Here is a 26,204-nt window from a genome sequence, read left to right on the forward strand (position 1 = left end):
CGTGCCGCTCCGGCCACGCCGGGCCGGTGCGGGTCCACGGGCAGCAGGGTGCGGCCGTGTGCGTCGTTGATGCGTTCCCTGGAGAAGCATCCCTGGGTGATGGAGCCCGAGGGCACGACCGCCCGGCACTGGGCCATGACCCTGTGCCGCACCGCCGGCTTCGAACCCGACGTACGGTTCGAGACCACCGATCTCCTGCTCCACCTCCGCCTCGTCGAGCAGGGGCACGCCGCCGCTTTCCTCCCGGCGCTCGTCTGGGACGGCCGGGCGCCGACCGTGCCTCTGCGGCAGCTCCCCCGCGGCCTGCGCGGCCGCCGCATCTCCACCGTCGTACGGCGCGGGAGCAGCCGGCACCCCGCGATCCTCGCCTGCCGCGACGCCCTCGGGCGCGCGGCCGCCCGGCGCGCCCCCGGTCGTAGAGCCGGCGCCGTTCAGGGCTCGCGGTGCTCGTGGGCCGCCTGCTCCAGCGCCTGCGCCTCGGCCTCGGCGACGCGTGTCTCGGCGGCCACGTCGATCGAGCGGGTCAGCCACCAGTACAGGACCGCGGCGACCGGAAGGCCGATGAACAGCGAGATGTCGGCTCCGCCCAGCGCCTTGGCGGCGGGACCCACGTACAGGGTGCCGACGGAGAAGAAGGGGATCATGGCGGCGAAGCCGACCAGGTAGGAGATGATGCCGTGCCAGCCCCAACGGCCGTAGATGCCATGCGGGTTGAAGATCTCGGCGATGGCGTAGTGCCCGCGGCGCACGACGTAGTAGTCCATGAGGTTCACCGCGGTCCAGGGGATGAAGAGGTAGAGCACGAGCAGCAGGAAGTTGTTGAAGTTCTCCAGGAAGTTGGAGGTCGCGGCCAGCGCGCCGACCAGGGAGAGCGCCGCGGTGAGTCCGATGGTCAGCAGGCGTACGCCCAGTGTCGGCCGCACCCGCTTGAACGAGTCGATGCCGCTGATGAGGGTGAGCGAACCGCCGTACATGTTCAGCGCGGTGACGGACACCAGGCCCAGGGCGGCGAAGAGCAGCACGATCGCGCCGAAGCCGTCGAACACCTTGTCGCCGGCGGCGTTGATGGACTTGATGGTCTCGAAGTCCTTGCCGGCCCAGGCCGCGAGCAGCGTGCCGAGGACCATCAGCCAGATACCGCCGAGCGCGGAGCCGAAGTACGTCCAGTAGAAGGTCTTGCGGACCGTCACGTCCGGCGGGAGATAGCGCGAGTAGTCGGAGACGTAGATGGCCCAGCTGATCTGGTAGCCGGCGACCACGCCGAACTGGGCGAGGAACGGCGTCCACTTGAAGGCGCCCAGATCGAACGAGCCCGCCGGATAGTGCAGGGTGACGAGCACGCCGACGGTGAAGATCCCGAAGACGACCAGGAAGGTGTACGTCAGGATCCGCTCGGCCTTGTGGATGATGTCGTAGCCCACCAGCGCGATGACCAGCGCTACCACGGTGACGACGACCACCCACAGTTTGACGCTGCCGTGCACGGTGGTGTGCAGGGAGTCGGCGGCGAGGATGCTGTTGAAGACGTTGAAGCCCGCGTACTGCACATAGGCGAAGAGCCACACCAGGAGGGCGCCGACGTAACCGAACTGGGGGCGCGACTGGATCATCTGCGGCAGGCCCAACTGGGGTCCCTGTGCCGAGTGGAAGGCCATGAAGAAGGTGCCGATGACGGTGCCGGCGACGATGGCCAGCAGGGACCAGATCAGGTTGCCGCCCTCGGTGATGCTGATGAGTCCCACGGCCAGGGTCGCGATCTGGGCGTTGGACATGAACCACAGGGGGCCCAGATGCCAGAGCTTGCCGTGCCGCTCGTCCAGGGGGACGTAGTCGATGGACCGGACCTCAAGGCCGGACACCCTCGACTCGACTGATGTGCTCATGACGCCTCCTGGCGGCCGATGTGCCTCTGGCACATATTGTGATCCACCGTGGCCCCGGTGACGAGTGGTGAGACACAGGCAGTCGAGAGCCCGAGCGGCACCGAGTCGGCCGTGGCCCGGCGTTCCGTGACGCTGTAGTCAGCGCGGTGACAGTGGGCGCCTACCGGTCACGTTCGGTGCCTCGCCGCCACTCCGTGGCACATGTCAGGTCCGATGCAGGGCGTCCGAGAGGCGGACGAAGCGGTGGCCGGTGGCCAGCAGGTGCGGGACGGCGCTCGCGATGCCCCGTGCGGTGCCGCCCTCGGGGTGGTTCATGTGGCACAGGACGATGGAACCGGCCCGAGCCGAGGCGACGGTGGCGTGGACCTGCTCGGCGGTGAAGGTGGCGCCGCCGTCACCGTTGACGGAGAAGCTCACGAAGCGCTCCCCCAGGTCTGTGACAATGCGGGCCGCGACATCGTCGCAGTACGCGGTGCCGGAGCGGAAGAAGCGCGGCGGGGCGTCCAGCAGGCGGGTCAGCTTGGCCCGGTTGCCGGCGATCTCGTCGTACACCTCGCCCGCGTCACGGGTACCGGGAATGCCGTACGCGGAGCGGCCGGTGACGGACAGCGGGCGGTGCCGGGTGCCGTGGTTGGCGATCTCGAACAGCGGATCGGTGGCCAGTCGGTGGAACGCGGCCGGGTTGGCGTCGATCCAGCGGGAATTGATGAACAGCGTCGCCGGAATGTGCCGTGCCCGGAGGAAATCGACGAGCGCCCGGTCATAGCCGCTGCCGCCCGGGCCGCCGCAGGCGTCGAAGGTCAGCGCGATGTCGCGGGCCGGGTGCGGCAGGGAGTGCACCACACCCGGGGCGTCGAAGCCCCAGGTGTGCGGCACGCTGCGCCCGTAGCGGGCCACGATCTGCGCGCGGGTGACGAGAGGCCGGGCGGCGGAGGCCGTGGCCGAGGGGACGACAGTGGGGGGCCGTGGAGTCGTCGCGCCCGCGCCTGTCCCCGGCGAACCGGAGGAGGCCGCCGCGGGGGCGCCGCCACCGTTGTTCGGGCCCGCGCAACCGGCGAGCAGTCCTCCCGCCATGGCGGCCAGCACCGCACGGCGACCAGCCGTCATCCGCTCCCCCACACCTGATCGCAGGCCGTTACCCTGACAGCCGTCCACGACGGCAACCGTATGCAGCGGACCACCCGCGGCCGTGAAGACGGGGGTAAGAGGTCTTCCAGAATCGGCGGCGGGCGAGTCGGGGCACGGTGGCGCTACCGGCCGTTTCTGCCTCCCGGCCGTCCCTTGGACGGGTGCCGCCGTGCGTACGACCAGGTGACCGCCGTCATCAGAACCGGTACGGCGAGGAGCGGGCCGTAGGCGAGGGCCCACACGGTGCGAGGCGCGCCGCTCGCGAGCTCCGTGCGGCTGTCCACGGTGAAGGCGACCACCACCTGCGACAACGCCACCAGGATCGTCACAGCCGAGGCCGTCCAGGCCAGACCGGCCAGTGCACGAGGGTGTCGCGGTCGCCGGTCGCGGACGAGGAGCAAGGGGAAGAGAGCGGCCAGCTCGGTCAGGACGGACAGGCCGACGACGTAGGGGACTCCCCAGCCCGGTATGGCGTAGAAATCGCGCAACACCTTGTCGCTGTAGCCCACGTAGATGCCCGATGCCATGGCCAGACGCCACAGGCCCGAGGGTGCCGCGCACCAGGCGATGGCGTGAGCGGCGCGGCGCGCCCAGAGGGGGGCGGGTGAGAGGGGACGAAGAGGGGGGTGCACGGTCGCTCTGGTCATGCCGAACATGCTGGTCGGCGCGTGCCGCCGACGCCTCCTCCGCCGAGCCCGACCGTCTCCGCCGCACGGGGGAAGGCACCCCGCCGGAGGGGGACTTGAGCAGGAGCGCAGGTGGCGTCGCCGAGTCTGTTCCTGCGGTGCATCTGATCGGCATGGAGGAAGTCGGCGCGTTGGTCGCCGTCCTGCACCGGGAACGCGGGACCGCGCGGAGCGAAACCCCTGTCGCCGGACCTGACCGGACCACTGCGGCACGTCGAACCGAACGGGCCCGGTCCTGCGCGGAGCAGGACCGGGCCCAGGTCTTCTCGGCGCGGCCGGTCAGCCCTGGCGCGCCTTGAAGCGAGGGTTCTTCTTGTTCACGACGAAGACCACCCCGCGGCGGCGCACCAGTTGGGCGCCGGGCTTGGACTTCAGTGAGCGCAGGGACTTGCGCACCTTCATGGTTTGGTTCTCCTTGTGCTCAGGAGCACCCGGCGGTCAGCCGCGGGACGCCGGACGGCCGTAGCGGCGCTGGAAGCGTTCGATGCGGCCGGCGGTGTCCACGGCCCGCGCGGTGCCGGTGTAGAAGGGGTGGCTGGCCGACGAGATCTCCACGTCGATCAGCGGGTAGGTGGTGCCGTCTTCCCAGACGACGGTCTTCGACGCGGTGGCGGTCGAACGGGTCAGGAAGAGGGTGTCGGCGGCCCGGTCGCGGAAGACGACGAGCCGGGACTCGGGATGGATGCCTGTCCTCATGGGTGTGCCTCCTTGTGGCCGTCGGCCCGAGGGGGCCGCGGCGTGCTTCAGCGTTCCTCGCGGAAGGTGACGTGCCGGCCGGCGACCGGGTCGTACTTGCGCAGGACGAGCCGGTCGGGGTCGCTCAGACGGTTCTTGCGCGTCACATAGGTGACGCCGGTGCCTGCCGTCGACTTCAGCCTGACGACGGGACGCACGGTGCTGCGTGCCATGAGAATCTCCCTTCACCCACACCCCGGTATTGACCCGAGCATGTCAGCAATGAGTGCAACAGTGCCGCGTGCTCCGATATTCCCGGTGGTGTCGTGCCGCTGCCGCCGGACGAGCGGGCAGGTTCGGACACGGTCGTGCAAACCATGCGGGGGTCGCCGGCATTCCCGGGCGTCGTCTCCGGCGCACCGCCTGGCGCGCTTGGGAGCAGACGGCCCCGTGGGGACAGGTCAGACGTCCCGCTTCCCGACGACCAGCACGGCGACGACGACCGCGATCAGGGGCCACAGCACGTACACCGTCCAGGAGCCGGGGACCGTGGCGCTGAACATGCGGGAGCCGGGATCCGGTTCCCAGTTCTGGACCAGGCGCTGCCAGGCGGCGACGACCATGGTGTGGTTGACGTCGGCGGACCACCGCTTGCTCTGCGAGAAGACGGTCGGCAGCATCAGCAGCGTGAAGGCGCAGGTCGCCATGGTCGCGGCGGTGTGCCGGATCAGTACGCCCAGCCCGAGCCCGGCCAGTGCGCAGACGGGGGCCAGCAGCGCGGATGCCACGAGCGCCCGCGGCACACCGGGATGTGTGATCGAAACCCCCGCGTGCCGGCCGTTCAGGATGGCCTGGGAGACGAGGAAGCTACCGGTGGAGACGGCCGTACCGACGGCGGTCCACAGTGCGGCGGTGACGGTCGCCTTGGCCAGTATCACCGAGCCGCGGGCGGGGACGGCCACGGTGGTGGTGCGGATCAGGCCGCTGCTGTACTCGCTCACGATCGTGATGGCCCCGACGCTGCCGGCGACGAGCATCAGCGTCATGTAGCCGGGCTGCGGACAGGCGTCGAACGGCAGGAAGCCGGCGGGGCGGCGCACGGTCGTACCGGCGGCAGCCAGGTTGCGGTAGTCCGCGAGTGCCGCCACGGCGGCGGAGCCGATCACGAACAGGCCGGCGAGTGCGATCGTCCACCAAGTGGAGCGCAGGGACCGCGTTTTGATCCACTCGGCGGCGACCAGGTCACCGAAACGGACGGGCGCGGGGATGGTGCGTGTGGTCATCGGGGCCGTCCTGCCAGGTATTCGACGCTGTCGGCGGTGAGTTCCATGAACGCCTCCTCCAGTGAGGCCGTGCGCGTGGTCAGCTCGTTCAGCGGGATCCGGTGTTCCAGGGCGAGCGCTCCGATCCGGTCCGCCGGCAACCCGGCCACGGCGAGTCTCCCGGCGCCGGCTGGACCCTGCGGACCCTGCGGCTCGACCGATGCGCCCGCGGCGGTCAGTACCGCCGCCAGCCTCGTGGCGTCAGGGCCGGCCACCACGACGCTGCGGCGGGTGCTGCGGGCCGCGAAGTCCTCCACCGACTCGGCGGCGATCAGCCGGCCCCGGCCGATGACGACGAGCTGGTCGGCGGTGTTCTCCATCTCCGACATCAGATGACTGGAGAGGAAGACGGTACGTCCCTCGGCGGCCAGTCCGCGGAAGAGGCGCCGGACCCAGAGAACGCCTTCCGGGTCCATGCCGTTGATCGGCTCGTCGAACATCAGCACCGGTGGATCGCCGAGCAGGGCGGTGGCGATGCCGAGCCGTTGCTTCATGCCGAGCGAGAAGCCGCCGATGCGCCGCCTCGCGACCTCGGCCAGCCCGACCTCCTGCAGCACCTCCGTGACCCGCCGCGGCGGGATGCCGTTGCTGCGGGCCAGTGCGGACAGATGGGCCGCCGCGCTGCGTCCGCCGTGCACATGGCCGGCGTCCAGGAGCGCGCCGACGTGCCGCAGGCCGCGCGGGTGGCTGCGGAAGTCGGCCTTGCCGACCGTGGCGGAGCCGCCCGTGGGTCTGTCGAGGCCGAGGATCATCCTCAGGGTGGTGGTCTTGCCGGCTCCGTTGGGACCGAGGAAGCCGGTGACCTGTCCCGGCCGCACGGCGAAGGTGAGGCGCTCGACAGCCGTCTTGTCGCCGTAGCGCTTGGTGAGTTCGTTGACTTCGATCACGGCGACAACGGTGCCGGGTGGCGCACGGTGCGGGCATGAAGCCGTGGGTGGCAAACACGCACGGCGAATTGGCCCACGGGTGTACGTCCCGGGGCCGATGCCGCGGCCTCGGGCGGCTGGTTAGTCTCGCGGCATGACCACCAACGACCCCCCGGCTGCCACCGCGTCCTTCGCAGCGCCACGGGACCGCCGGAACCGCGCACGTGCGGGGACGAGCGCGACGCTCACGGCCTGGGCGGGTGGCGTTGTGTACGTCCTCCTGCTGCTGGTCCTGGTAGGGGGCGCGCCCCGGGACTCGGGCCCCCTTGTCGCCGTCGGGTCGCTGCCGGCGGTGGCCCTGCTCGTCGGGGTGCTGCGCCGGGCGCCGCTGACGGCCCTGCTGCTGACGCTTCTCGGTGCCACCGCCGTGGTGGTCGTTCCTCAGCGCTCCACCCGGGTGAGCATGAGCCTGTTTTATCAGGGCCAGTTCCTGTCGTATCTGGCGGCGGACCTCGTCCTGGGGTACATCGTCGCCACCTGCAGGCGCCGGGTCTCCATCGTCGCCGTGTCTCTGGCTTTCGTCGTCCAGTTCATGGCGATCGGCCTCTTCGCACACGGCCCGGTGGTGATCGTCGACGGTGTGATCGGCCTGCTGACGATGGCGGCGTCGTGCATGCTCGGGCTGTTGAGCCGCGAGCGCCATGAGCACGCGGTGGCGCTGCGCGCGCAGGAGGTGGCCGAGGCGGTCACCGCGGAACGGCTGCGGATAGCGAGGGAGTTGCACGACATGATCGCGCACTCCGTCGGCATCATCGCCATCCAGGCGGGGGTGGGTAGCCGGGTCATCCACACCCAACCCGATGCGGCCCGCGACGCCCTGCAGGCCATCGAGAGCACCAGCAGACAGACCTTGTCCGGCCTGCGGCGCACCCTGGTGGCACTCCGTCAGGCCGAGCCGGACACCGCGCCGGCAGGGCAGGCTCCGCTCGCTCCCTCGCCCGGTCTCGCGGACGTCGAACGGCTGGCGGCGGTGACGGCGGAAGCCGGGGTACGTGTCGAGGTGCGCGTCAGCGGGAAGTGGCGGCCGCTGCCGCCCGACGTCGATCTGTCGGCCTACCGTATCGTGCAGGAGGCGCTGACCAACGTGATCCGTCATGCGGGCACCGGGCACTGCACGGTCGCCATCGGCTACGGGAACGAGGAGCTGTCCGTGGAGGTCGTCGACGACGGGCGTGGTGTCCCCGGGGACGGCACGGGCCACGGCTTCGGCATCGTCGGCATGCGGGAGCGGGTCGCCCTGCTGCACGGCCGGTTCAGCGCGGGCCCGCGTCTTGAGGGTGGCTTCCGGGTGGTGGCCCGGCTGCCGCTGCCCGAACCTGCCGGCGTCTCGGCGGACACCCGATGAGCATCCGGATCGTCCTCGCCGACGACCAGCAGCTGGTGCGGTCCGGTCTACGGGTCCTCATGGCCGACCACCCCGATCTGGAGGTCGTCGGCGAGGCCGCAACCGGTGAGGAGGCCGTCCAGCGGGTCCGGGAGACCGCCCCCGACGTGGTGGTCATGGACATCCGGATGCCCGGCATGGACGGCATCGAGGCCACGCGCCGGATCACGGCCGGCGACGCGTCGGCCCGCGTGCTGATCCTCACCACGTTCGACGAGGACGACCATGTCTACGGCGCGCTCCGGGTCGGGGCCAGTGGCTTCGCCGTCAAGGACATGGCCCTGGACGACATCCTCGGCGCGATCCGCGTGGTCGCCGCTGGTGACGCGCTGATCGCGCCGAGTGTGACACGCCGCCTGATCGCGGACTTCGTCGAACACCGGGCGGCCACACCGCGGCACTCCGCCCGGCTGCCCGAGGGCATCACCGAGCGCGAACGGGAAGTGCTGACCCTGGTCGGACGCGGGCGGTCCAACACCGAGATCGCGCAGGACCTCTTCATCACGGTGGCCACCGCCAAGTCACATGTCTCCCGGCTGCTCAGCAAACTCGACGCCCGGGACCGGGTGCAGCTCGTGATCACCGCGTATGAGGCGGAACTGGTCACGCCGTGGAGCTGAGCGCCGTACGGCCACCCCCGGCCCTCGCCATGGACGCATCAGGATGCCCCGCGCTGCCGCCTGATCGGTTCTCCCACCCGGTGCATATGCGTGAGGGCCTCGCGGTAGGACCGGATCAGGCCGGTCTCGTGGTACGGCACGCCGATCTCCGCGCAGTAGTCGCGGACGATGATCTGGGCCCGCCGCAGATGGGGGGTGGGCATGCTCGGGAACAGGTGGTGCTCGATCTGGTAGTTGAGCCCGCCGAGCATCACATCGGTGAGCCGGCCGCCGCGTACGTTGCGGGAGGTGAGGACCTGGCGGCGCAGGAAGTCGGGTCGTTCGTCGCCGGTGAACGTGGGCATGCCCTTGTGGTTCGGTGCGAAGGTGCAGCCGAGGTAGACACCGAAGAGACACTGGTGCACGAAGAGGAATGCGATCGCCTTGCCGGGCGAGAGCACCAGGAACAGCGCGGACACATAGGCCGCGAGGTGAAGGAGGAGCAGGCCGCCCTCCAGGACCCGGTGCTTCATGGCGGGCGAGCGCAGCGCCCGTAGGCTCGCGACGTGCAGGTTGAAGCCCTCCAGCGTCAGCAGGGGGAAGAACAGCCAGGCCTGGTGTCCTCCGATGAGACGGGCGAGGCCACGACTGTCGCGGGCCTGGGCGGTGGACCACACCAGGATGTCCGGGGCGACATCCGGGTCGAGTTCCTCGTGGTTGGGGTTGGCGTGGTGGCGGGTGTGCTTGTTCATCCACCAGCCGTAGCTCATACCGATGCCGAGGTTCCCGAAGAAGCGGCCCCAGGTCTCGCTCGGCCGGCCGCGCCGGAAGACCTGACGGTGCGCCAAGTCATGGGCCACCAGGGCGACTTGACCGAACCCGAAGGCCAGCAAGGCGGCCACCGCCAGCTGCCACCAGGTGTCGCCGAGCACGAGGAAGGCGCCCCAGCCCGCCGCCAGCAGCGCGGTCACCAGACCGAGCCGTGCCGTGTAGTAGCCGGGGCGCCGCTTCATCAGACCCGCCTCGGCGATACGCCGGGACAGCCGGGCGAAGTCGCTGCCGGCTCCGGCATCGGACGTGCGGGAAGGGGCGGTGGGCGTGCCGGAAGCGACCGGGGCTTGCGGGGAGATCGTCATGCCGTCGAGTCTCGGCCGGCCCGTTCGCCCGCGACAGCCGGTCAGGCACCGTACGGGATGGGGGGCTTTCCCCAGGAAGTCCCAGGGCGTTGCCACCATGCCAAGCCGCTGACCTGGTCTTTCTCGCGAAAGGTGCAGCACTGGGAGCGGACGGCGCGGTCCGCTCCCGGTCTGCGATCAGTGCCCGGCGAGGAGTTCGAGCGTGTCGATCACGCGGTTGGAGAAGCCCCACTCGTTGTCGTACCAGGCGACCACCTTGATGTGCCGGCCGTCGACGCGGGTGAGGGCCGAGTCGAAGATCGACGAGGCCGGATTGCCGGTGATGTCGGACGACACGAGCGGGTCGTCCGAGTACTCCAGGATGCCGGCGAGCGGGCCCTGTGCCGCGGCGCGGTACGCGGCCAGGACGTCGTCGCGGGTCACGTCACGTGCGACGGTCGTGTTGAGTTCCACGATCGAGCCGACCGGGACGGGGACGCGGATCGAGTCGCCCGACAGCTTGCCGTCGAGGTTCGGCAGCACCAGGCCGATCGCCTTGGCCGCGCCCGTCGTGGTGGGCACGATGTTGACGGCGGCGGCGCGGGCCCGGCGGGCGTCGCGGTGCGGGCCGTCCTGCAGGTTCTGCTCCTGGGTATAGGCGTGCACGGTCGTCATGAACCCGTGCTCGATCCCGGCGAGTTCGTCCAGCACGGCGGCCAGCGGCGCGAGCGCGTTGGTGGTGCAGGAGGCGTTGGAGACGATCGTGTGCAGCTCCGGGTCGTACGCGTCGGTGTTGACCCCGTAGGCGAGCGTGACGTCGGCTCCGTCGGACGGCGCGCTCACGAGCACCTTCTTCGCACCGGCGTCGAGGTGGGCCCGGGCGGCCTTGGCCGAGGTGAAGCGGCCGGTCGCCTCCAGGACGACATCCACGCCGAGTTCGGCCCACGGCAGCTGCGCCGGCTCGCGTTCGGCGAGCACCCTGATACGGCGGCCGTCGACGACGAGGGCGTCCCCGTCGACGGTCACGGGTCGGCCGAGCCGGCCGGCCGTGGTGTCGTAGGCGAGCAGCCGCGCGAGGGTCGCGGGCTCGGTGAGGTCGTTCACGGCGACGACCTCCAGGGCGCTGCCGCGTTCGAGCAGAGCGCGCAGCACGTTGCGTCCGATACGGCCGAATCCGTTGATGGCGATGCGAGTCATGAGTGGTGTCCCTTCGGTTCCCCTCGTTGCCCCACCAGCGTCGCGTGCCGCCGGCGCGCATGACCGTGTCGAGAGCGCCATGGTTCGCAAGGATCGCGCCAGGCGGCTATTCGCCCTGGGTGAAGGTGCGCCGGTATTCGCTCGGGGTGGTGCCGAGGATCTGCTGGAAGTGGGTCCGCAGATTCGTGCCGGTGCCGAGGCCGACGTCGGCGGCGATCTGCTCGATGCTGCGCTCGGAACGTTCGAGCAGTTCGCGGGCCAGGTCGATGCGGGCGCGCATCACCCACTGCATGGGCGTGTATCCGGTGTCCTCGACGAAGCGCCGGGAGAGCGTGCGCGGGGAGACCGCGGCATGCTGGGCGAGCACCGTCAGGGTGAGCGGCTCGCCGAGGCGGTGCAGCGCCCACTCGCGGGTCGCGGCGAACCGCTCGCCGAGCGGCTCGGGCACACTGCGCGGCACGTACTGGGCCTGGCCTCCGCTGCGGTAGGGCGCTGCGACCAGGCGCCGTGCCGCGTGGTTCGACACGGCGACCCCGAGGTCCTTGCGCAGGATGTGCAGGCACAGATCGATACCGGAGGCGGCGCCGGCCGAGGTCAGCACGCTGCCCTCGTCGACGAAGAGAACGTTCTCGTCGACCCGGACCAGCGGGTGCTTCGCGGCGAGGGCCCGCGCGTAGTGCCAGTGCGTCGTCGCCCGTTTGCCGTCGAGCAGCCCCGTGGCCGCGAGCGCGAAGGCCCCGGTCGAGATGGCGGCGAGCCGGGTGCCCCGGGCGTGGGCGGCGAGCAGTGCCTCGACGACGGACCGGGGCGGATCCTCACGGTCCGGGAACCGGTATCCGGGGATGAAGACGATGTCCGCCCACGCGAGTGCGTCGAGCCCATCGGCGACGTGGTACGACAGCCCGTCACCGCCCGCCACCAGCCCGGGCTCCGCCCCGCACACCCGCACCTCGTACGGCATGCTCGCCCGCGTCGTGAACACCTGCGCGGGGATCCCGACATCGAGCGGTTTGGCGCCTTCGAGGACCAGGACGGCGACGCGTTGCAGACGGGGGGACGGCACGGGACACAGGGTACGAGAGGCTCGGGAGACGCTGCCGGGATCAGCGGCGGTTCCGCGACCGGGCTCCGTCTCCGTGCACTCGCCGAGGCCCGTGCGTCCGGGTTCTCAGCCGGGCGGCGTACGACGACGGGCCCCGTCGGTGCTGTCCGACGGGGCCCGCTGCCCAAGGGGTGTGCGGCCGGTGAGCGGGGTCAGTCCGTGCCGGATTCCATCGCGGCGCGGTCCAGGGCCTCGGCCTCCTCCGAGATCTCGCCGCGGGAGGCGATCGCCTCGGCGCCGCCCTGCGGCATGGCGCCGATCAGGCCGGTGGAGGCGGCCTGGGCCGCACCGATCAGGGCCGGGTGCTCGGTGCCGACCATGCCGAGACCGGCGTACTGCTCGAGGCGCGCGCGGGAGTCGGCGATGTCGAGGTTGCGCATGGTGAGCTGGCCGATCCGGTCCGACGGGCCGAACGCGGAGTCCTCGGTGCGCTCCATGGAGAGCTTGTCCGGGTGATAGCTGAACGCCGGGCCCGTGGTGTCGAGGATCGAGTAGTCCTCACCGCGCCGCAGCCGCAGCGTCACCTCGCCGGTGACCGCGGCGCCGACCCAGCGCTGCAGCGACTCGCGGATCATGAGCGCCTGCGGGTCCAGCCAGCGGCCCTCGTACATGAGGCGGCCGAGCTTGCGGCCCTCGTTGTGGTACTGCGCGAGGGTGTCCTCGTTGTGGATCGCGTTGACGAGGCGCTCGTAGGCCGCGTGCAGCAGGGCCATGCCCGGGGCCTCGTAGATGCCACGGCTCTTGGCCTCGATGATCCGGTTCTCGATCTGGTCCGACATGCCGAGGCCGTGCCGGCCGCCGATGGCGTTCGCCTCCATGACCAGCTCCACCGGCGAGGCGAACTCCTTGCCGTTGACCGTCACCGGGCGGCCTTGGTCGAAGCCGATCGTGACGTCCTCGGCGGGGATCTCGACCGTGGGGTCCCAGAACCGCACGCCCATGATCGGCTCGACGGTCTCGACACCGGTGTCCAGGTGCTCCAGGGTCTTGGCCTCGTGGGTGGCGCCCCAGATGTTGGCGTCGGTCGAGTACGCCTTCTCCGTGCTGTCGCGATACGGCAGCCCGTGCGCGAGCAGCCACTCGGACATCTCCTTGCGGCCGCCCAGCTCGGTCACGAAGTCGGAGTCCAGCCAGGGCTTGTAGATCCGCAGGTGCGGGTTGGCGAGCAGACCGTAGCGGTAGAACCGCTCGATGTCGTTGCCCTTGAACGTGGAGCCGTCGCCCCAGATCTGCACGTCGTCCTCGAGCATCGCCCGAACCAGGAGGGTGCCGGTGACGGCGCGGCCGAGGGGCGTGGTGTTGAAGTAGGCACGGCCGCCCGAGCGGATGTGGAACGCGCCGCAGGCGAGCGCGGCCAGTCCCTCCTCGACCAGGGCCGCACGGCAGTCGACCAGGCGCGCGATCTCGGCACCGTAGGCCGTCGCACGGCCGGGGACCGAGGCGATGTCGGGCTCGTCGTACTGGCCGATGTCGGCGGTGTAGGTGCACGGGACGGCGCCCTTGTCGCGCATCCACGCGACGGCGACCGAGGTGTCGAGGCCGCCGGAGAAGGCGATGCCGACGCGCTCGCCGACCGGAAGGGAAGTGAGGACCTTGGACATAGGAAGAGTATGCATCATCGCGCATGCCCATGCATAGCCCGACGGGCAACCGTGTGAACCTCTTTTCACTCCCGCCTGGTAAGAGGCCCCCGTACGCGAAACCATGGAACCGTCACGGAAGACACCCCTCCGGAGATCCGGTCATGGCCATGCTCAGCACCACCCAGTCCCCGCGCACCACCCCGCAAGGACTTCTCTGGGAGCCCAGTGCGCGCTGGGTGCGCGGCCGGAAGGGTGATGTCACCGTTGTCGACAGCCGGCACCCCGTCCTGGTGTGGGAGCCCGGCGTCCCCGTGCCGCTGTACGCCTTCCCGCGTGCGGAGATCCGCGAGGACCTGCTGCGGCCGGCGAGGAACCCGACGGCCGGGGCGCACACCGGGTCGACGGTCTTCTACGACCTCGAAGTGGACGGCGAGCTGCTGGAGAACGCGGCATGGACGTTTCCCGCCGCCGATCTGGCCGGCCACATCGCCTTCGAGTGGTTCGAGCGCACCGGCCGGGGCCTGGACCACTGGTACGAGGAGGAAGAGGAGATCTTCGTCCACCCCCGCGACCCGCACAAACGCGTCGACGCCCTGCCCAGCAGCCGGCATGTCGTCGTCGAGATCGGAGGGCGGGTCGTCGCCGACACCCGCCGTCCGGTGCTCCTGTTCGAGACCGGCCTGCCCACCCGCTACTACCTTCCCCGCGAGGACGTCCGCCTCGACCTGTTCCGCCCCACCGACCACCACACCGGCTGCCCCTACAAGGGCACCGCCGAGTACTGGTCCTGGCACGGGGAGCAAGGCGAGGCGGACGTTCCGCCCGACATCGTGTGGAGCTACCCCGAGCCGCTGCCCGCGGTGGGCGCGGTCAAGGGGCTGCTCGCCTTCTACAACGAAGCCGTGGACATCACCGTGGACGGTGAGCGCCTCGCACGCCCGGTCACGCACTTCACCGCGCCGCCATCCTGACGCGAGACGGTCGCTCCGGCCTCGCGGTAGCGCCGAACCTCGGCGGCGACGGTCTCCTCGTCGCCGATGACCGCGAGGTCGACGGCCCGGGTGCCGCCGGACAGCTCGATCACGCGCCGGCAGGAGAGGAACCTCTCGTAGAAGGAGAGCGACTCGTTCGCGGCCTTGCGCACCGCCTCGACGTCGGCGGTGACGACACCGGGCACGAAGGCGACGATCCGCGGGGCCGGCCGGCCCTCCGGCCCTCCGACCCGGAGTACCTGGAGTGACCCCTGAGGCTCACTCTCGGGAGCGTCATCGACGGGACAACGTGGTCCGCGAGGGCGCGGTCACCGAAGCGGCGAGCGACTACCCGCGCGTGCAGGGCGTGCGCCGCTTCACTTGAGTGCGTGACCGGCGGGACATCAACGCCCGCCGGCGGCGGCACGCCGACCGCCGCCGAGGACGCCGCTTTCCGGCAGGAGCGGTCACCCTCCCGCCGGGGGCCACGGTTCAGCTGCCGGTCAGCAGCCGTCGTACGACATAACCCGCCGAGTCCACGCCCGAGCTGCCGCCCTCGACGAGCGCCGCGGCCGAGATACGGGAGTTGTAGGCCGTCAGCCAGCCGTTGGTGTGGTCGCCTTCCTCCGCGGTGCCGGTCTTGGCACCGACACCCACCAGCCCGCCCAGGCGCGGCGCCGCCGTACCGCTGGTGGCCACGTTGCGCATCATCGACTGCAGATAGCCGGCCGTGCGGGCGGAGATGGGCCGGGACGCCGTCTCCTGGTGCTGTCCCGGCAGGATGACCGGCTGCTCGAAGCCGGCGCCCCGGACGGTGGCCGCCACGGACGCCAGGAACAGGGGCGTGGCGGTGACCTTGCCCTGGCCGATGAACTGGGCCGCCTGGTCGCCGCCCTGGACGTCCGGCGGAATGCTCGGGTCTGTGGTGGCGACTCCCCCGCCGATGGACCAGTTACCCATGCCGAAGACGTTCGCCGCCTCGTCGTGCAGCGCGGAGGCGTCGCCGTCGTGCACCAGGTAGTGGAAGCCGTCCTTGATGAAAGACGTGTTGCAGGACACCGTGAACGCCTGGGCGAGGGAGGAGCCGGGGTCGGCCCGCACGCCGGAGTCGTTGTGGAACAACTGGCTGTTGGCCATCAGCGAGTCCGTGCACGGCGCCGGGCTGCTCGGATTGAGACCCGCCTTGTCGAAGAGGGCCGCCGAGGTGATGATCTTCATCGTGGAGCCGGGGGACTTGATGCCGTTGATGGCGATGTCGCCGTCGTCGCCCGAGTGCGCGATCGCCAGGATGTGGCCGTTGCGCCAGTCCAGCGCCACGGTGCCGGCGGGCTTCTGCTGAAGGTGGGCATCCTTCACGGCGCGCTCGGCCACTGCCTGGAGACCGGCGTCGATGGTGGTCCTGACGACCGCGGGGCGGCCCTTGGAGAAGACCTTCAGCGACTTCACGCCCGCGCCGCCGGAGTCGACGACGGCCACACCCGTTCCGGGGGTGCCACCCGTGGGCTTCGCGTTCTTGCCGATCGTGGCCGCGATGTCCCGCAGCGACGCGAACCCGGAGAGATCGGTCTTGCCGTCGCTCGCCACGACCTTCGTGCCGCCCGCGCCGGCCGGCAGCCCGCCCGCGGTCAGCGACTGGCCGTCGCTCAGGCCCGGATAGAGCACCGAACTGTTCCAGTGGACCGCCGTCCCGCCGTTCGCGCTCTTCAGCACGGCCACCGCGCTCGGGTAGCTCCAGGTGCCGCCCGCGACCTGGGCGGTCACGTCGAAGGTGACCTTGGTGGCGCCCTGCGTCACCGACGAGGGGCCCACCGACATGATGTGACCGAACGACAGCTTCTTCAGGTGCAGGCCGTCCGCGTAGCCCCGCAGCGCCTGCGAGGCCGTAGCGGCCACGTCGGTGTCCCCCGCCGCGCCTTCCAGGTGCTGCCGGGACCAGTCGTCCAGGAACGCGCGGGCCCGCTTCACCGCCTCGGCGTCCGACGGGGGCGTGCTGGACAGCGCCGAAGGGTCGAAAGCGCGCGCGTCCCGGGAGTCATTGCCGCCTGCCGAGCCCGAGGTCAGGCCGTGCAGGATGTTGTACGTACCGATTCCCCCAAGAACGAGCAGCGCGGTGCAGGTACCGGCTATGCCGATCTTCACAGCTCTGTTCATGTACAGGATTGTATGTATGTCCCATGAATGGATGTGCTGATCGTCGGTAGATCGTTATCGGAATGACAGGCTTGCTCATCGCCCGGCCGAAACTCGGCCCGGACCCGGACCTCGGCCGCTGCCCGAGCTGACGGTCCGACAACGCTCCATATACGTCGGAGGTGTTGACCAGTAGCGGCTGTCGAACTCATTGACACGCGAACAGGCCGTCCCTACGGTCCCCGATACACCCGATGTTTCGATGAACCGTCAGGTTTGGAGGGCCACGATGACCTCGCAGCCGGAGAAACGCTCGCCGGTTCCCCGCAGATCCTTACTCGGTACCGCGCTGGGCGGGGCGGCGGTGGCGGCGTTGCCCGGGACGGCCCGCGCCGCACAGTCCGCAGGGACGGTGCCGTCCGGTGGCGCCGGATCGAGCGGCGAAGGCGCCGGCCGGCCCTGGAGACTCCGCGACACCATGACCTCCGACAGCGCGTGGGACGAGTTCCTGCGCGGCCAGGACCTGCTGTGGACCAGGCTGCCGACGCTCTGGTACGAGGGCCCGTTCCTCGGGGACGGGCTGCTCGGCAGCATGGTCTACCAGGAGCCGGGCGCCAACCGGATCCGTTTCACCGTGCAGCACGGCCGAGTCCAGGACCACCGGCCCGAGTTCGGCAGCGGCTGGGGCACCTGCCGGCTGCCGGTCGGGCATCTCACGCTCGATCCGGTCGGCACCATCACCGCCGTCGACTGGCGGCTGAGCCTGCGGAACGCCGAACTCACCGGCACCGTGACCACCACCGCCGGCACATTCACCCTCTCCGCCCTGATCCACGACGAGGTCTTCGCCGCCCGCGTCACGGCCGGCGGCGGCGAGAAGGTCACCTGGACGTTCCACCCCGAGGAGGCCATCAGCCCCCGCAAGATCCAGGAGGCCCCGCCCGCCGGCTACACCGGCAACCCGCCCTGGACCACCCGGACCACCGCGGACGGCACCGCACAGGTGCTCCAGCCGCTGACCGGCGGCGGCCAGACCGCGACCTCCTACCGCCGCTCCGGCGACGACCTACTGCTCAGCGTCGGCCACAGCTTCCCCTCGTCCTCCGCCGCCGAGGCCGACTCGCTGCGCAACCTCCGGCGCGCGAAGTCGTACGGCGTCCTGCGGCGCCGGCACACCGGCTGGTGGCACGCGTTCTACCGGAAGAGCTTTGTGTCGTTCCCCGACCAGCGGCTGCAGAGCTTCCACTGGATCCAGCTCTACAAGGTCGCCTCCGCGAGCCGCGCGGGCGGCCCCGTGATGGCCACCTCCGGGCCGTGGCTGGAGCCCACGCCCTGGCCGGCGGTCTGGTGGAACCTCAACGTCCAGCTGGAGTACTGGCTCATCCAGGGCTTCAACCACTCCGAACTCGACTCGCTCGCCAGCACGTTGCGCCAGAGCCAGGAACAGCTCACCGCCAACGTGCCCGCCGCCTACCGCTCGGACAGCTCGGGCATCGGCCGCAGCTCCGACATGTTCTGCGACCGCGAGGTGGGACAACCGGGCACCGGAGCCGAGACCGGCGACCTCACGTGGGCGCTGCACAACGTGTGGCTGTCGTACCGGCACTCCATGGACACGTCGCTGCTCCGCGACACGATCTACCCCCTGCTGCGCCGGACGATCAACTACTACCTGCACTTCCTCACCCCGGGCAGCGACGGCAAGTTCCACCTGCCGAGCACACTCTCACCGGAATATCCCGTCGTACCGCCGCAGGACACCAACTACGACCTGGCCCTGATCCGTTGGGGCTGCCAGACGCTCCTGGACTCGGCGCAACTGCTCGGGATCGACGACGAGTTGAAGCCGCGCTGGCAGGAGGTGCTGGCCCGGCTCACGCCGTACCCGGTCGACGACAACGGCTTCATGATCGGCGCCGGCACCCCGTACGCCCAGTCCCACCGGCACTACTCGCACCTGCTCATGGTGTACCCGCTCCACCTCGTCAACTGGGACCAGCCCGAGAACCGCGACCTGATCACGAAGTCGGTGGTCCACTGGCACGCGCTGACCGGAGCCCACCGGGGCTACAGCTACACCGGCGCCGCCTCGATCTACGCGATGACCGGGGACGGTGACACCGCGATCGGCTACCTGCGGAAGTTCTTCGACCCCAGCACCCGGTATCCGTGCCGCGCCAACACCCACTACACCGAGGCCGGTCCGGTGATCGAGACGCCGCTGTCCGCCTCCCAGTCGCTGCACGACATGTTCTGCCAGAGCTGGGGCGGTGTGGTCCGGGTGTTCCCGGCCGTTCCGTCCGCCTGGAAGGACGTGACCCTGCACAACTTCCGTACGCAGGGCGCCTTTCTGGTCAGTGCCGTGCGCAAGGCGGGGGCCACCCGGTTCATCCGGGTCAGGAGCCTGGCGGGCGAGCCGCTGAGGCTCCGGCACGGTCTGAGCGGGACCCTCACCGCGGTGCTGGACGACGGCACCCCGGCCCCCACCCGGGACCTGGGCGACGGCACCCTCGCCATCGACCTGCCCAAGGGGCGCGAGGTGCTCGTGCACCCCGGTGCCCGGCCCGACCTCGTCATCGCGCCCGTCGCCGTCAGCGAGCCGGGCGCGGCATGGGGCCTGCCGTGACCGCCGTCCAGAAGGGAGGATTTCCGCGGCTGTTCCACTGACCAGGGCGAGATCCGGTACGGTCAGCGAGCCGTCGACCCTCGGTATCGTCACCGAACGGGCCGATCTGTCCCGGGGGTTGCACTTCGCGCAGCGCAAGGGCCGTACGGTCGAGGAGCGTTACCGGACGACGTCCGGGAAGCGGCTCGACCGCAGGGTCCGGATGCGCGAGATCCGGCTGTCCTTCGCCTCCGCCGCCGACGTCCTCGCCCGGAGCAGCGGCGACGGCTGGTTTCTCGGCGGGGTGTACGCGAGCGCCGCCCGTACGGCCGAGGTCCCGCTGCCGATCGGACCTGGACGCCGGCTGGTCGAGACGATCCGGGACGGCGCCGACGGACTCGTCCTGGACCGGCGAGTGCTGCGCGGCGGCGACGCGTTCTCCGTCGGCACCACCGCGAACGGCGGTTTCGCCGGCGTCGCCTGCCTCTGGCATCCGGGCATCACCACCTGCTACCGCTGATCCCTCGCGCGCACGAGCGGCCGAACTGCCCTGCGCCGACGGGGCGGTTGGGTCGCGCGCACGACCGGGCCGGGCAGCACCGGTTGCCGTGCGTGGCCTAGGCGCCCGAGGTCACAGCCTTCAGTTCGGTCAGTGACTCCCGGATCAGCTGCTGCATGGCGCGTTCCTCGCCCGGGGCGATCCAGCGTTCGAAGGCGACCTTGAAGACGGCGACCGCAGCCTCGGCGGCCAGGCTCGCGGTGGGCGCCGGGATGCCGCGGCCGCGCAATGTGTCGGCGAGCGCGGCCGCCAACGACGCGAGCTTGATCAGCTCGCGCTCCTGGAGTTCCGCGTTCGCCGTGATCACGGCCTGCCGCCGGCGTGCGAACTCGCGCCGGTCGGCGAACAACTCGGCGACGGCGTCGAGCCCGACCGTCAGGGCGTCGAGCGGGACCGCGGTCTGCGGAGCGCCGGCGACCGCTCGGACGAACAGGTCCTCCAACTCGCCCGCGCCGGCGAAGAGCACCTCGCGCTTGTCGGCGTAGTGCCGGAAGAAGGTCCGTTCCGTGAGCCCGGCCCGCTTGGCGATCTCCGCCACGGTGGTCTGCTCGTACCCGTGCTCGGCGTAGAGCTCCAGCGCGGCTTTCGCCAGGCGTCCGCGCGCGTCCGGCTCCCATCTACCCATGCCGAGATCTTACGTGATGACAGAGACTGGCATCAGGTGTAGGGTCTATGACAGTCACTGACATCGAAGGGTCTGGGGTCTCCTCATGCGCATCTTCGTCACCGGCGCTTCCGGCTGGATCGGATCCGCCGTCGTACCCGAGCTCATCGGGGCGGGTCACCAGGTCGTCGGGCTCGCCCGCTCCGACACCTCGGCCACCGCGCTCACCGCGGCGGGCGCGGAGGTCGTCCGCGGCACGGTCGACGACCTCGACCTGCTGCGGGACGCGGCCGCCGCGTCGGACGGGGTGATCCACCTCGCCTTCAAGCACGACATCGCCTTCAGTGGCGACTTCCAGGGCGCCGCCGAGGCCGACCGCCGCGCCGTCGACGTCTTCGGCGAGGCGCTCGCCGGCAGCGACCGGCCCTTCGTCCTCGCCTCCGGCCTGGCCGGTCTCGCACCCGGACGGGTGGCGACCGAACGGGACAGGGCCGCGTTCGACGGCTCGCCGGTCTCGATCCGCGCCACCACCGCACAGGAGGTGCTGGCGTTCGCCTCGCGCGGTATCCGCTCCTCCGTGGTACGGCTCTCGCCGACCTGTCACGGCGAGGGGGACAACGGATTCATGGCGACACTGGTCGCCATCGCCCGCGAGAAGGGCGTCTCCGGTTACATCGGTGACGGCGCCAACCGCTGGCCGGCCGTCCATCGCCTCGACGCCGCGCATCTGTTCCGTCTGGCGGCCGAGCAGGCCCCGGCCGGATCGGTGCTCCACGGCGTCGCGGAAGAGGGCGTCGCGATCCGTGACGTCGCCGAGGTGATCGGCCGGCACCTCGATGTGCCGGTGGTCTCCGTGGCAGCCGAGGAGGCGGCCGGGCACTTCGGCTGGATGGCCGGCTTCATCGGCCTCGGCCTTCCGGCGTCGAGCACGGTGACCCGCGAACTGCTGGGCTGGAAGCCGACCCAGCCGGATCTCCTCGAAGACCTCGACAAGGGCCACTACTTCCACGCCCCTGCCACCGGCGCCTGAAAGGGACTTGGTCGCCCGGGGGTGCCGTGACGCCGAGTGCCTACGGCAGGAAACGGGCGATCGGCACATCACCGGGCTCGACGCCCCGGCCGTAGCTGCCGATCGCCACCGGGCCGATGACCAAGCGCACTGCGCATAGAGCCCGCTCACCTCGCGGACGGCCGCCTCGACCCGGGGCCGGTCGTCGACGCGGGCATGGATGAGAGGAGGGTCAGAAGTCCCTGGGCGGAAGGCCGGCCAGCCCGGTGTCGCGCATGATGCGGTCGACCGTCTCCGGCAGGCAGCTGTCGGAGCCGATGACCGTCTCCACTCCGCCGGGCAGCAGGTCGCGCTGCCGGTACCAGTCCCGCAGGTCGGCCTCGCTCACCCGGGTGGCGATCGACTTGGTCGCGTGGCGGGCGAGGGTCTCGGCGAACGGCACGTCGAGGTAGTAGCCGTGGGTCGGCCCCCGGTGGTCGGCGCGCAGCCGCGCGAGCATGTCGCCGTAGCGGTCGGCGTACAGGATGCCCTCGACGACCACGTGATAGCCGGCGTCCAGGGCATAGCGGGCCACCGTGTCGATCAGGCCGATGTTCGCCGCTCCCGGCCGGTCCCGCTCACGCAGCACGACCCGGCGGAGGTTGTCCTGTGCCACCAGCGCCAGCCCACGCCCGAACCGGTCGCGGATGCCCGCCGCCACGGACGACTTGCCGGAGGCGCTGTTCCCACGGAGCACCACCAGCCGGGTCTGTTCGGTACCGACTCGCATCCGACGCAGGGTACCGGCGGCACCGCCCTAGCCGAGTTCCAGCCGCCCGTGGGAGTTGGCATCGAGGGTGGCGGCCATGTTGACGAGGATCGCCGGGTGACCGTTGAACGCGAAGCTCATCGCCTCAACTCGGCCCTGGCATACGGCTGTCGAGATGAGTCAGGTAGGCGTTGAGCTGTGTGGCCGCGTGCAGCATGGCCAGGCCCTGGGCGGTGAGTTTGTGCTGCCAGGCCGCCAGGGAGGAGGCGAGTGCCTCCGTGCCGCCTGCGGTGCGGATCTGCTGGACCACGGTGGCGATGTGGTCGAGCGGATAGCCCCCGCGTCGCAGGAGGTGGGCGAGTTCGGCGTCGCGGATGTCGTCGGCATGGAAGACGCGGTATCCGGTGGCCGGGTCCCGGGTGGGCGTGAGGATGCCGGCGTCCTCCCAGTTGCGCAGGGTCGCCGGTGTGACGCCGAGTCGGTGCGCGAGTTCGCCGACCGTGCGGGTACCGGGATCCCGGGCGGCAGCCAAGGTGGCCTCGGACTCCGCCGTCAGGTGGGACACCGCGGTGCGCACCGCGGCGAGGGTGTCCCGGTCGCGGAGCAACTGACCGTGGCCACGGTCGATGATCGCGAGCGCCTCGTCGAGTGCGTCCCGGTGGAGGGCGTTCATGATCTGGCCGCCGGCCGCGTACCCGAACGCCGGGACGAGCGAGAGGTAGGCGCGGAGCGCTGCCGCGTGCGCCTCGGTGTAGATCCGGTAGCCGCTGGGGGTGCGCTCGGCGGGCGGGATGAATCCATGCCGCTCGTAGTTGCGCACGGCCTGGGTCGAGAGGCTGTGCTCGCGCGCGAGGTCGGCCGGTCGCAAGGTACTCACCGGTTGAGACTTTACCGCAGGCTCTGACCGCCACCAGCGGCCTATCTGACCGCCGAAGGCTCCCAAAGTCTCAATTGTTCTTTCAAGGATACGATTGAGGCTCATGAGTCATGACATCCGAGACTTCGTCACCCCGTCATGCGACCTTTTGGCACTGGGTGAGCCGACCCACCAGGAACCGGCCTTCGGGCGGATCCGGAACGACCTCTTCGCCCGGCTGGCCGGGCACGGCTTCCGGTCGATCGCCCTCGAGACCGACCGCGTGGCGGCGCTCGCCGTGAACGACTACGTCCAGGGAGGAGCCGGAAACCTCGACGCACTCATGCGCGAGGGCTTCTCCCACCGGTTCGGGGAGCAGGACGCCAACAGGCGGCTGGTCGGCTGGATGCGGGACTACAACCGGCACCGGCCGCCGGCCGAACGCCTGGCCTTCCACGGCTTCGACGCGCCGCTGGAGAACACCTGCGCACCCAGCCCCCGGACCTATCTGGAACACGCCCGCGACTACCTGGCACTCGACCTCGACATCGCCGGCCTCACCGGCGACGACTCTCGGTGGAGCCGACCGGAGGCCGTCCTGGACGCCGCAATGTCACCCGGCGCCACGGCTGAGGCCGAGCGGCTGCGGTCGATCGCGGACGACATGCTCACCACGCTCCACGCACGCGCCCCGGAACTGATCGCGGCGACCTCACGCGACGAGTGGTTCAGGGCCAGGACCCGTCTCACCGCCGGCCTCGGCCTGCTGCGCTACCACAGGCAGTCGGCACGGCCCCTGGAGCCGAGTGCCCGGATCGCCGGCCTGCTCGCCACCCGCGACGCGCTCATGGCGCAGAACCTCCTGGACATCCGGAGCACCGAGGACAGGCGAGGCGCGACCCTGGTCTTCGCGCACAACCTCCATCTGCAGCGGAATCTCAGCATCTGGCAGCTGGGCGACCGGGGCGCCGAGTGGTTCTGCGCCGGTGCCATCGTGGCGTCCCTGCTGGGCGAGCGGTACGTCTGTGTCGCCGGCAGTCTGGGGCGCAGCGAGGCCCTCGGGCTTCAGGACCCCGCCCCTGACACCTACGAGGGCCTCCTCCAGAGCCGTATACCGACCTGGGGTCTGGAGGCGGCCACCACTCCCCCGTCCGCCCACACGCGGACGGACACACATCCCCGGCAGGGCTACTTCCCGCTCGACCGGGCGACGTTCGACGCGGTGGACGCGGTCCTGCACATCAGCGACGGCACGACCGCCGGCACACCGGCACGCATCTGATCGCGACCGGGAGGCGACGGCGACGCCATGACCGGCACCGCCCGCCTCCGGGGAGAGCGGCCGGTCGGCCCGTAGGCTGGAGCCGTGACCGGCGAGACTGATCTGCAGACACTGCTCAGCGGCATGCGTCCGGAACTGAATCCGGGCCGCTATGTCTTCACCATGGCGGAGGGCGGCGTGCCGTCCGGTGTCACCCCGGTGGTGACGGTGGCCGAACAGGAAGGCCTGACCCTAGTCGTGCCCCAGGCGGACGCGGACGCGGCGGGGATGGCGTACGACTATGTGGCCGGATGGATCACCCTGCGGGTCCAATCCGCACTGGCATCGGTGGGGCTGACCGCCGCTGTCTCCCGGGCCCTCGCCGACGCGGAGCTGAGCTGCAACGTCGTCGCCGGCTTCCACCACGACCACCTCTTCGTGCCCTACGACCGCGCCGAAGAGGCCGTGGACGTCCTGCGGCAACTGGCGCGCGACTCCTCCTGACCCGTCGATGACGGTGCCGCAGTGGGCGGTGCCCCGGCCGTACGGTGACGGCCGCTGGGAGGTGCGGCTCGTGCTGTCGCTTCGTGGCCGCTCGGTTCTCCGCCCTGTCGCCGCGGTCGGTCTCCATGCTGTTCCGAAGTCGGGTGCGCCAGGCGTTCGCCGACACGGAGGACGGGCCGCGCCTCGGAACGCCTTGACCTTGCCGCTGAGGGCAGGGTTTAGCGTGTGAGCGAGGTGAACGGCATGAGGATCAGTGAGCTGGCGCGGCAGGCCGGTGTGACGACCAAAGCAGTGCGGTACTACGAGTCGCTGGGGCTGATCACACCCGAGCGCCTGGCCAATGGCTACCGGGACTACGGCGAGGACGACGTACGCCTCGTACGGGAGATCAGGACGCTCCACCGGCTCGGTATCCCCGTCGAGCGCACCCGGCCCTTCCTCGAGTGCCTGGCCGCCGGACGGGCGCACGCGGACGACTGTCCCGCCTCTCTGGCGAGCTACCGCGAGGCCATCGACGAGCTCACCGGGCGCATCGAGTCCCTGACCGCCCGCCGCGCGACGCTGATCGCCAACCTGAACGCGGCCGCGCACCGGGGCAGGGGTGGCACACCGGCCGAGGAAAGCGGCACCGGACGCCTGGACTATCTGACACTGCCCGCGGATCTGCCCGTCCCCGAGGACGACGGTGCGGCGGACCATCTCCCCGGCATGAAGGTGCCTGGTCTCGCCCTGCTCGACACGGCGGGCCGAACGGTCCGCCTGGACCTGCTCGGCCCACGGCGCACGGTCGTCTATGTCTACCCGCTCACCGGCCGCCCGGGCACGGACCTTCCCGAAGGCTGGAACTCGATTCCCGGAGCCCGCGGCTGCACACCCGAGTCATGCGGCTTCCGCGACCACTTCCACGACCTGCTCGAAGCCGGCGCGGGCCGTGTCTACGGGCTGTCCAGCCAGGACACCGACTACCAGCACGAGGTCGTGGAGCGGCTGGGACTGCCCTTCGACATGCTCTCCGACCCCGCCCTCGGCCTGGCCGACGCGCTCGGTCTGCCCACGTTCGAGGTCGAGGGGATGCGGCTGTTCAGGCGCCTGACGCTCGTGCTCCGCGACGGAGTCATCGAGCATGTCTTCCACCCGGTCTTCCCGCCGAGCGAGCACGCCCAGCAGGTGCTGACCTGGCTGCGCGAGAACCCGCTGTAGGCACCGGACCGGCCTGCCGAGGCCGGCCCGGCGGCCGGACTACAGCGTGCCGGCCCTCTTCGGCGGGATCTCGCGACGGCCCATGGTGTCTCCGTGCACGGCCGCGTGCCGCTGCCGGTGCCGGTGCAGGGCTGGGAAACGGCTGGAATGCCCGGTC

General features: G+C 70.8%; 25 protein-coding genes and 2 pseudogenes. 10 read left to right on the plus strand and 17 right to left on the minus strand.

Translation table 11 applies throughout. The features are described 5' to 3' along the window. Positions 1 to 69: 69 nt before the first annotated feature. A pseudogene (locus tag ACZ5NH_RS30225) lies at positions 70 to 408 on the plus strand (LysR substrate-binding domain-containing protein); the annotation flags it as partial. A 23-nt stretch (positions 409 to 431) separates the two neighbouring features. Here the strand turns inward: ACZ5NH_RS30225 and ACZ5NH_RS30230 are convergent. The 8 genes from ACZ5NH_RS30230 to ACZ5NH_RS30265 form a co-directional block, all read right to left on the minus strand. After that, positions 432 to 1,883, minus strand: coding sequence for a purine-cytosine permease family protein (locus ACZ5NH_RS30230; RefSeq protein ID WP_388631431.1), 1,452 nt, complete (start codon positions 1,881 to 1,883; stop codon positions 432 to 434). Positions 1,884 to 2,087: 204 nt separating this feature from the next. After that, positions 2,088 to 2,990 carry a polysaccharide deacetylase family protein gene (locus tag ACZ5NH_RS30235; RefSeq protein ID WP_468779633.1) on the minus strand — a complete coding sequence of 301 codons (903 nt, stop codon included), beginning with the start codon at positions 2,988 to 2,990 and terminating at the stop codon, positions 2,088 to 2,090. A gap of 143 nt (positions 2,991 to 3,133) precedes the next feature. Beyond that, entirely contained in the window at positions 3,134 to 3,658 is a 525-nt protein-coding gene (locus ACZ5NH_RS30240; RefSeq protein WP_468779635.1) for a hypothetical protein, read from the minus strand. Between the two features lie 318 nt (positions 3,659 to 3,976). Beyond that, positions 3,977 to 4,099, minus strand: coding sequence for a type B 50S ribosomal protein L36 (gene ykgO, locus ACZ5NH_RS30245; protein WP_153537567.1), 123 nt, complete (start codon positions 4,097 to 4,099; stop codon positions 3,977 to 3,979). A 36-nt stretch (positions 4,100 to 4,135) separates the two neighbouring features. Then, positions 4,136 to 4,393: a type B 50S ribosomal protein L31 gene (locus ACZ5NH_RS30250; RefSeq protein ID WP_468779637.1), complete on the minus strand. Its 258-nt coding sequence runs from the start codon at positions 4,391 to 4,393 to the stop codon at positions 4,136 to 4,138. Positions 4,394 to 4,440: 47 nt separating this feature from the next. Then, on the minus strand, positions 4,441 to 4,605 hold the full coding sequence (rpmG, locus tag ACZ5NH_RS30255) for a 50S ribosomal protein L33 (RefSeq protein ID WP_153537563.1): 165 nt from the start codon (positions 4,603 to 4,605) through the stop codon (positions 4,441 to 4,443). Positions 4,606 to 4,833: 228 nt separating this feature from the next. Further along, complete coding sequence (locus tag ACZ5NH_RS30260) at positions 4,834 to 5,655, minus strand: ABC transporter permease (protein WP_468779639.1); 822 nt, start codon at positions 5,653 to 5,655, stop codon at positions 4,834 to 4,836. Continuing rightward, positions 5,652 to 6,581 (minus strand): ABC transporter ATP-binding protein, encoded by a 930-nt coding sequence (locus ACZ5NH_RS30265; protein WP_468779641.1) that lies wholly within the window; start codon positions 6,579 to 6,581, stop codon positions 5,652 to 5,654. Before ACZ5NH_RS30265 ends, ACZ5NH_RS30260 begins: the two co-directional genes overlap by 4 nt. 133 nt (positions 6,582 to 6,714) lie before the next feature. Here ACZ5NH_RS30265 and ACZ5NH_RS30270 point away from each other — a divergent pair, with 133 nt between their 5' ends. Beyond that, a complete protein-coding gene (locus ACZ5NH_RS30270) occupies positions 6,715 to 7,965 on the plus strand; it encodes a sensor histidine kinase (RefSeq protein ID WP_468779643.1) in 1,251 nt (416 codons plus the stop codon). Then, a complete protein-coding gene (locus ACZ5NH_RS30275; protein WP_468779645.1) occupies positions 7,962 to 8,624 on the plus strand; it encodes a response regulator in 663 nt (220 codons plus the stop codon). The genes ACZ5NH_RS30270 and ACZ5NH_RS30275 overlap by 4 nt, the downstream gene beginning before the upstream one ends. 38 nt (positions 8,625 to 8,662) lie before the next feature. Here ACZ5NH_RS30275 and ACZ5NH_RS30280 read toward each other — a convergent pair whose 3' ends face one another. The 4 genes from ACZ5NH_RS30280 to argG all read right to left on the minus strand — a co-directional run bounded on the left by ACZ5NH_RS30280 (position 8,663) and on the right by argG (position 13,618). After that, positions 8,663 to 9,739 carry a fatty acid desaturase family protein gene (locus ACZ5NH_RS30280; protein WP_468779647.1) on the minus strand — a complete coding sequence of 359 codons (1,077 nt, stop codon included), beginning with the start codon at positions 9,737 to 9,739 and terminating at the stop codon, positions 8,663 to 8,665. A 177-nt stretch (positions 9,740 to 9,916) separates the two neighbouring features. After that, a complete protein-coding gene (gene gap / locus ACZ5NH_RS30285) occupies positions 9,917 to 10,915 on the minus strand; it encodes a type I glyceraldehyde-3-phosphate dehydrogenase (protein WP_388631459.1) in 999 nt (332 codons plus the stop codon). Positions 10,916 to 11,021: 106 nt separating this feature from the next. Continuing rightward, positions 11,022 to 11,978, minus strand: a complete 957-nt coding sequence (locus tag ACZ5NH_RS30290; RefSeq protein WP_468779649.1) for a GlxA family transcriptional regulator — start codon at positions 11,976 to 11,978, stop codon at positions 11,022 to 11,024. A 191-nt stretch (positions 11,979 to 12,169) separates the two neighbouring features. Further along, a complete protein-coding gene (gene argG / locus ACZ5NH_RS30295; protein ID WP_468779651.1) occupies positions 12,170 to 13,618 on the minus strand; it encodes an argininosuccinate synthase in 1,449 nt (482 codons plus the stop codon). A 143-nt stretch (positions 13,619 to 13,761) separates the two neighbouring features. On the opposite strand from argG, the gene ACZ5NH_RS30300 reads away from it, so the two are divergent. Then, positions 13,762 to 14,571, plus strand: coding sequence for a DUF427 domain-containing protein (locus ACZ5NH_RS30300; RefSeq protein ID WP_468779653.1), 810 nt, complete (start codon positions 13,762 to 13,764; stop codon positions 14,569 to 14,571). An 8-nt stretch (positions 14,572 to 14,579) separates the two neighbouring features. Here ACZ5NH_RS30300 and ACZ5NH_RS30305 read toward each other — a convergent pair. Both ACZ5NH_RS30305 and ACZ5NH_RS30310 read right to left on the minus strand, forming a co-directional pair. Continuing rightward, a pseudogene (locus ACZ5NH_RS30305) lies at positions 14,580 to 14,905 on the minus strand (LLM class oxidoreductase); the annotation flags it as partial. A gap of 158 nt (positions 14,906 to 15,063) precedes the next feature. Further along, positions 15,064 to 16,722 (minus strand): penicillin-binding transpeptidase domain-containing protein, encoded by a 1,659-nt coding sequence (locus ACZ5NH_RS30310; protein ID WP_468779655.1) that lies wholly within the window; start codon positions 16,720 to 16,722, stop codon positions 15,064 to 15,066. A gap of 268 nt (positions 16,723 to 16,990) precedes the next feature. Here ACZ5NH_RS30310 and ACZ5NH_RS30315 point away from each other — a divergent pair, with 268 nt between their 5' ends. Together ACZ5NH_RS30315 and ACZ5NH_RS30320 are read left to right on the plus strand one after the other, a co-directional pair. Beyond that, complete coding sequence (locus tag ACZ5NH_RS30315) at positions 16,991 to 19,327, plus strand: glycosyl hydrolase family 95 catalytic domain-containing protein (protein ID WP_468779657.1); 2,337 nt, start codon at positions 16,991 to 16,993, stop codon at positions 19,325 to 19,327. A gap of 118 nt (positions 19,328 to 19,445) precedes the next feature. Next, complete coding sequence (locus ACZ5NH_RS30320; RefSeq protein WP_468779659.1) at positions 19,446 to 19,826, plus strand: hypothetical protein; 381 nt, start codon at positions 19,446 to 19,448, stop codon at positions 19,824 to 19,826. Positions 19,827 to 19,923: 97 nt separating this feature from the next. Here ACZ5NH_RS30320 and ACZ5NH_RS30325 read toward each other — a convergent pair whose 3' ends face one another. Next, the gene (locus ACZ5NH_RS30325) at positions 19,924 to 20,490 is read right to left on the minus strand and encodes a TetR/AcrR family transcriptional regulator (RefSeq protein WP_468779661.1); all 567 of its coding nucleotides are present in this window, start codon (positions 20,488 to 20,490) and stop codon (positions 19,924 to 19,926) included. 85 nt (positions 20,491 to 20,575) lie between these two features. On the opposite strand from ACZ5NH_RS30325, the gene ACZ5NH_RS30330 reads away from it, so the two are divergent. Further along, on the plus strand, positions 20,576 to 21,499 hold the full coding sequence (locus ACZ5NH_RS30330) for an SDR family oxidoreductase (RefSeq protein ID WP_468779663.1): 924 nt from the start codon (positions 20,576 to 20,578) through the stop codon (positions 21,497 to 21,499). A gap of 211 nt (positions 21,500 to 21,710) precedes the next feature. On the opposite strand, the gene ACZ5NH_RS30335 is transcribed toward ACZ5NH_RS30330, so the two are convergent. Beyond that, positions 21,711 to 22,247: an AAA family ATPase gene (locus ACZ5NH_RS30335; protein ID WP_468779665.1), complete on the minus strand. Its 537-nt coding sequence runs from the start codon at positions 22,245 to 22,247 to the stop codon at positions 21,711 to 21,713. A gap of 124 nt (positions 22,248 to 22,371) precedes the next feature. Next, positions 22,372 to 23,103, minus strand: coding sequence for a TioE family transcriptional regulator (locus ACZ5NH_RS30340; protein ID WP_468779667.1), 732 nt, complete (start codon positions 23,101 to 23,103; stop codon positions 22,372 to 22,374). 103 nt (positions 23,104 to 23,206) lie between these two features. On the opposite strand from ACZ5NH_RS30340, the gene ACZ5NH_RS30345 reads away from it, so the two are divergent. The 3 genes from ACZ5NH_RS30345 to ACZ5NH_RS30355 all read left to right on the plus strand — a co-directional run bounded on the left by ACZ5NH_RS30345 (position 23,207) and on the right by ACZ5NH_RS30355 (position 26,047). Then, entirely contained in the window at positions 23,207 to 24,364 is a 1,158-nt protein-coding gene (locus ACZ5NH_RS30345) for an erythromycin esterase family protein (protein WP_468779669.1), read from the plus strand. An 84-nt stretch (positions 24,365 to 24,448) separates the two neighbouring features. Then, entirely contained in the window at positions 24,449 to 24,847 is a 399-nt protein-coding gene (locus ACZ5NH_RS30350; RefSeq protein ID WP_468779671.1) for an ACT domain-containing protein, read from the plus strand. Positions 24,848 to 25,090: 243 nt separating this feature from the next. Beyond that, entirely contained in the window at positions 25,091 to 26,047 is a 957-nt protein-coding gene (locus ACZ5NH_RS30355) for a MerR family transcriptional regulator (protein WP_468779673.1), read from the plus strand. Positions 26,048 to 26,204 lie beyond the last annotated feature (157 nt).

The organism is Streptomyces sp. NPDC031426, from assembly GCF_055581585.1.

Excerpts from the sequence above, each read along its gene's own strand:
- ACZ5NH_RS30230 (WP_388631431.1), bottom strand. The coding sequence starts at position 1,883 with ATGAGCACATCAGTCGAGTCGAGGGTGTCCGGCCTTGAGGTCCGGTCC.
- ACZ5NH_RS30235 (WP_468779633.1), bottom strand. The coding sequence starts at position 2,990 with ATGACGGCTGGTCGCCGTGCGGTGCTGGCCGCCATGGCGGGAGGACTG.
- ACZ5NH_RS30240 (WP_468779635.1), bottom strand. The coding sequence starts at position 3,658 with ATGACCAGAGCGACCGTGCACCCCCCTCTTCGTCCCCTCTCACCCGCC.
- ykgO (WP_153537567.1), bottom strand. The coding sequence starts at position 4,099 with ATGAAGGTGCGCAAGTCCCTGCGCTCACTGAAGTCCAAGCCCGGCGCC.
- ACZ5NH_RS30250 (WP_468779637.1), bottom strand. The coding sequence starts at position 4,393 with ATGAGGACAGGCATCCATCCCGAGTCCCGGCTCGTCGTCTTCCGCGAC.
- rpmG (WP_153537563.1), bottom strand. The coding sequence starts at position 4,605 with ATGGCACGCAGCACCGTGCGTCCCGTCGTCAGGCTGAAGTCGACGGCA.
- ACZ5NH_RS30260 (WP_468779639.1), bottom strand. The coding sequence starts at position 5,655 with ATGACCACACGCACCATCCCCGCGCCCGTCCGTTTCGGTGACCTGGTC.
- ACZ5NH_RS30270 (WP_468779643.1), top strand. The coding sequence starts at position 6,715 with ATGACCACCAACGACCCCCCGGCTGCCACCGCGTCCTTCGCAGCGCCA.
- ACZ5NH_RS30275 (WP_468779645.1), top strand. The coding sequence starts at position 7,962 with ATGAGCATCCGGATCGTCCTCGCCGACGACCAGCAGCTGGTGCGGTCC.
- ACZ5NH_RS30280 (WP_468779647.1), bottom strand. The coding sequence starts at position 9,739 with ATGACGATCTCCCCGCAAGCCCCGGTCGCTTCCGGCACGCCCACCGCC.
- gap (WP_388631459.1), bottom strand. The coding sequence starts at position 10,915 with ATGACTCGCATCGCCATCAACGGATTCGGCCGTATCGGACGCAACGTG.
- argG (WP_468779651.1), bottom strand. The coding sequence starts at position 13,618 with ATGTCCAAGGTCCTCACTTCCCTTCCGGTCGGCGAGCGCGTCGGCATC.
- ACZ5NH_RS30300 (WP_468779653.1), top strand. The coding sequence starts at position 13,762 with ATGGCCATGCTCAGCACCACCCAGTCCCCGCGCACCACCCCGCAAGGA.
- ACZ5NH_RS30310 (WP_468779655.1), bottom strand. The coding sequence starts at position 16,722 with ATGAACAGAGCTGTGAAGATCGGCATAGCCGGTACCTGCACCGCGCTG.
- ACZ5NH_RS30315 (WP_468779657.1), top strand. The coding sequence starts at position 16,991 with ATGACCTCGCAGCCGGAGAAACGCTCGCCGGTTCCCCGCAGATCCTTA.
- ACZ5NH_RS30325 (WP_468779661.1), bottom strand. The coding sequence starts at position 20,490 with ATGGGTAGATGGGAGCCGGACGCGCGCGGACGCCTGGCGAAAGCCGCG.
- ACZ5NH_RS30330 (WP_468779663.1), top strand. The coding sequence starts at position 20,576 with ATGCGCATCTTCGTCACCGGCGCTTCCGGCTGGATCGGATCCGCCGTC.
- ACZ5NH_RS30335 (WP_468779665.1), bottom strand. The coding sequence starts at position 22,247 with ATGCGAGTCGGTACCGAACAGACCCGGCTGGTGGTGCTCCGTGGGAAC.
- ACZ5NH_RS30345 (WP_468779669.1), top strand. The coding sequence starts at position 23,207 with ATGAGTCATGACATCCGAGACTTCGTCACCCCGTCATGCGACCTTTTG.
- ACZ5NH_RS30355 (WP_468779673.1), top strand. The coding sequence starts at position 25,091 with ATGAGGATCAGTGAGCTGGCGCGGCAGGCCGGTGTGACGACCAAAGCA.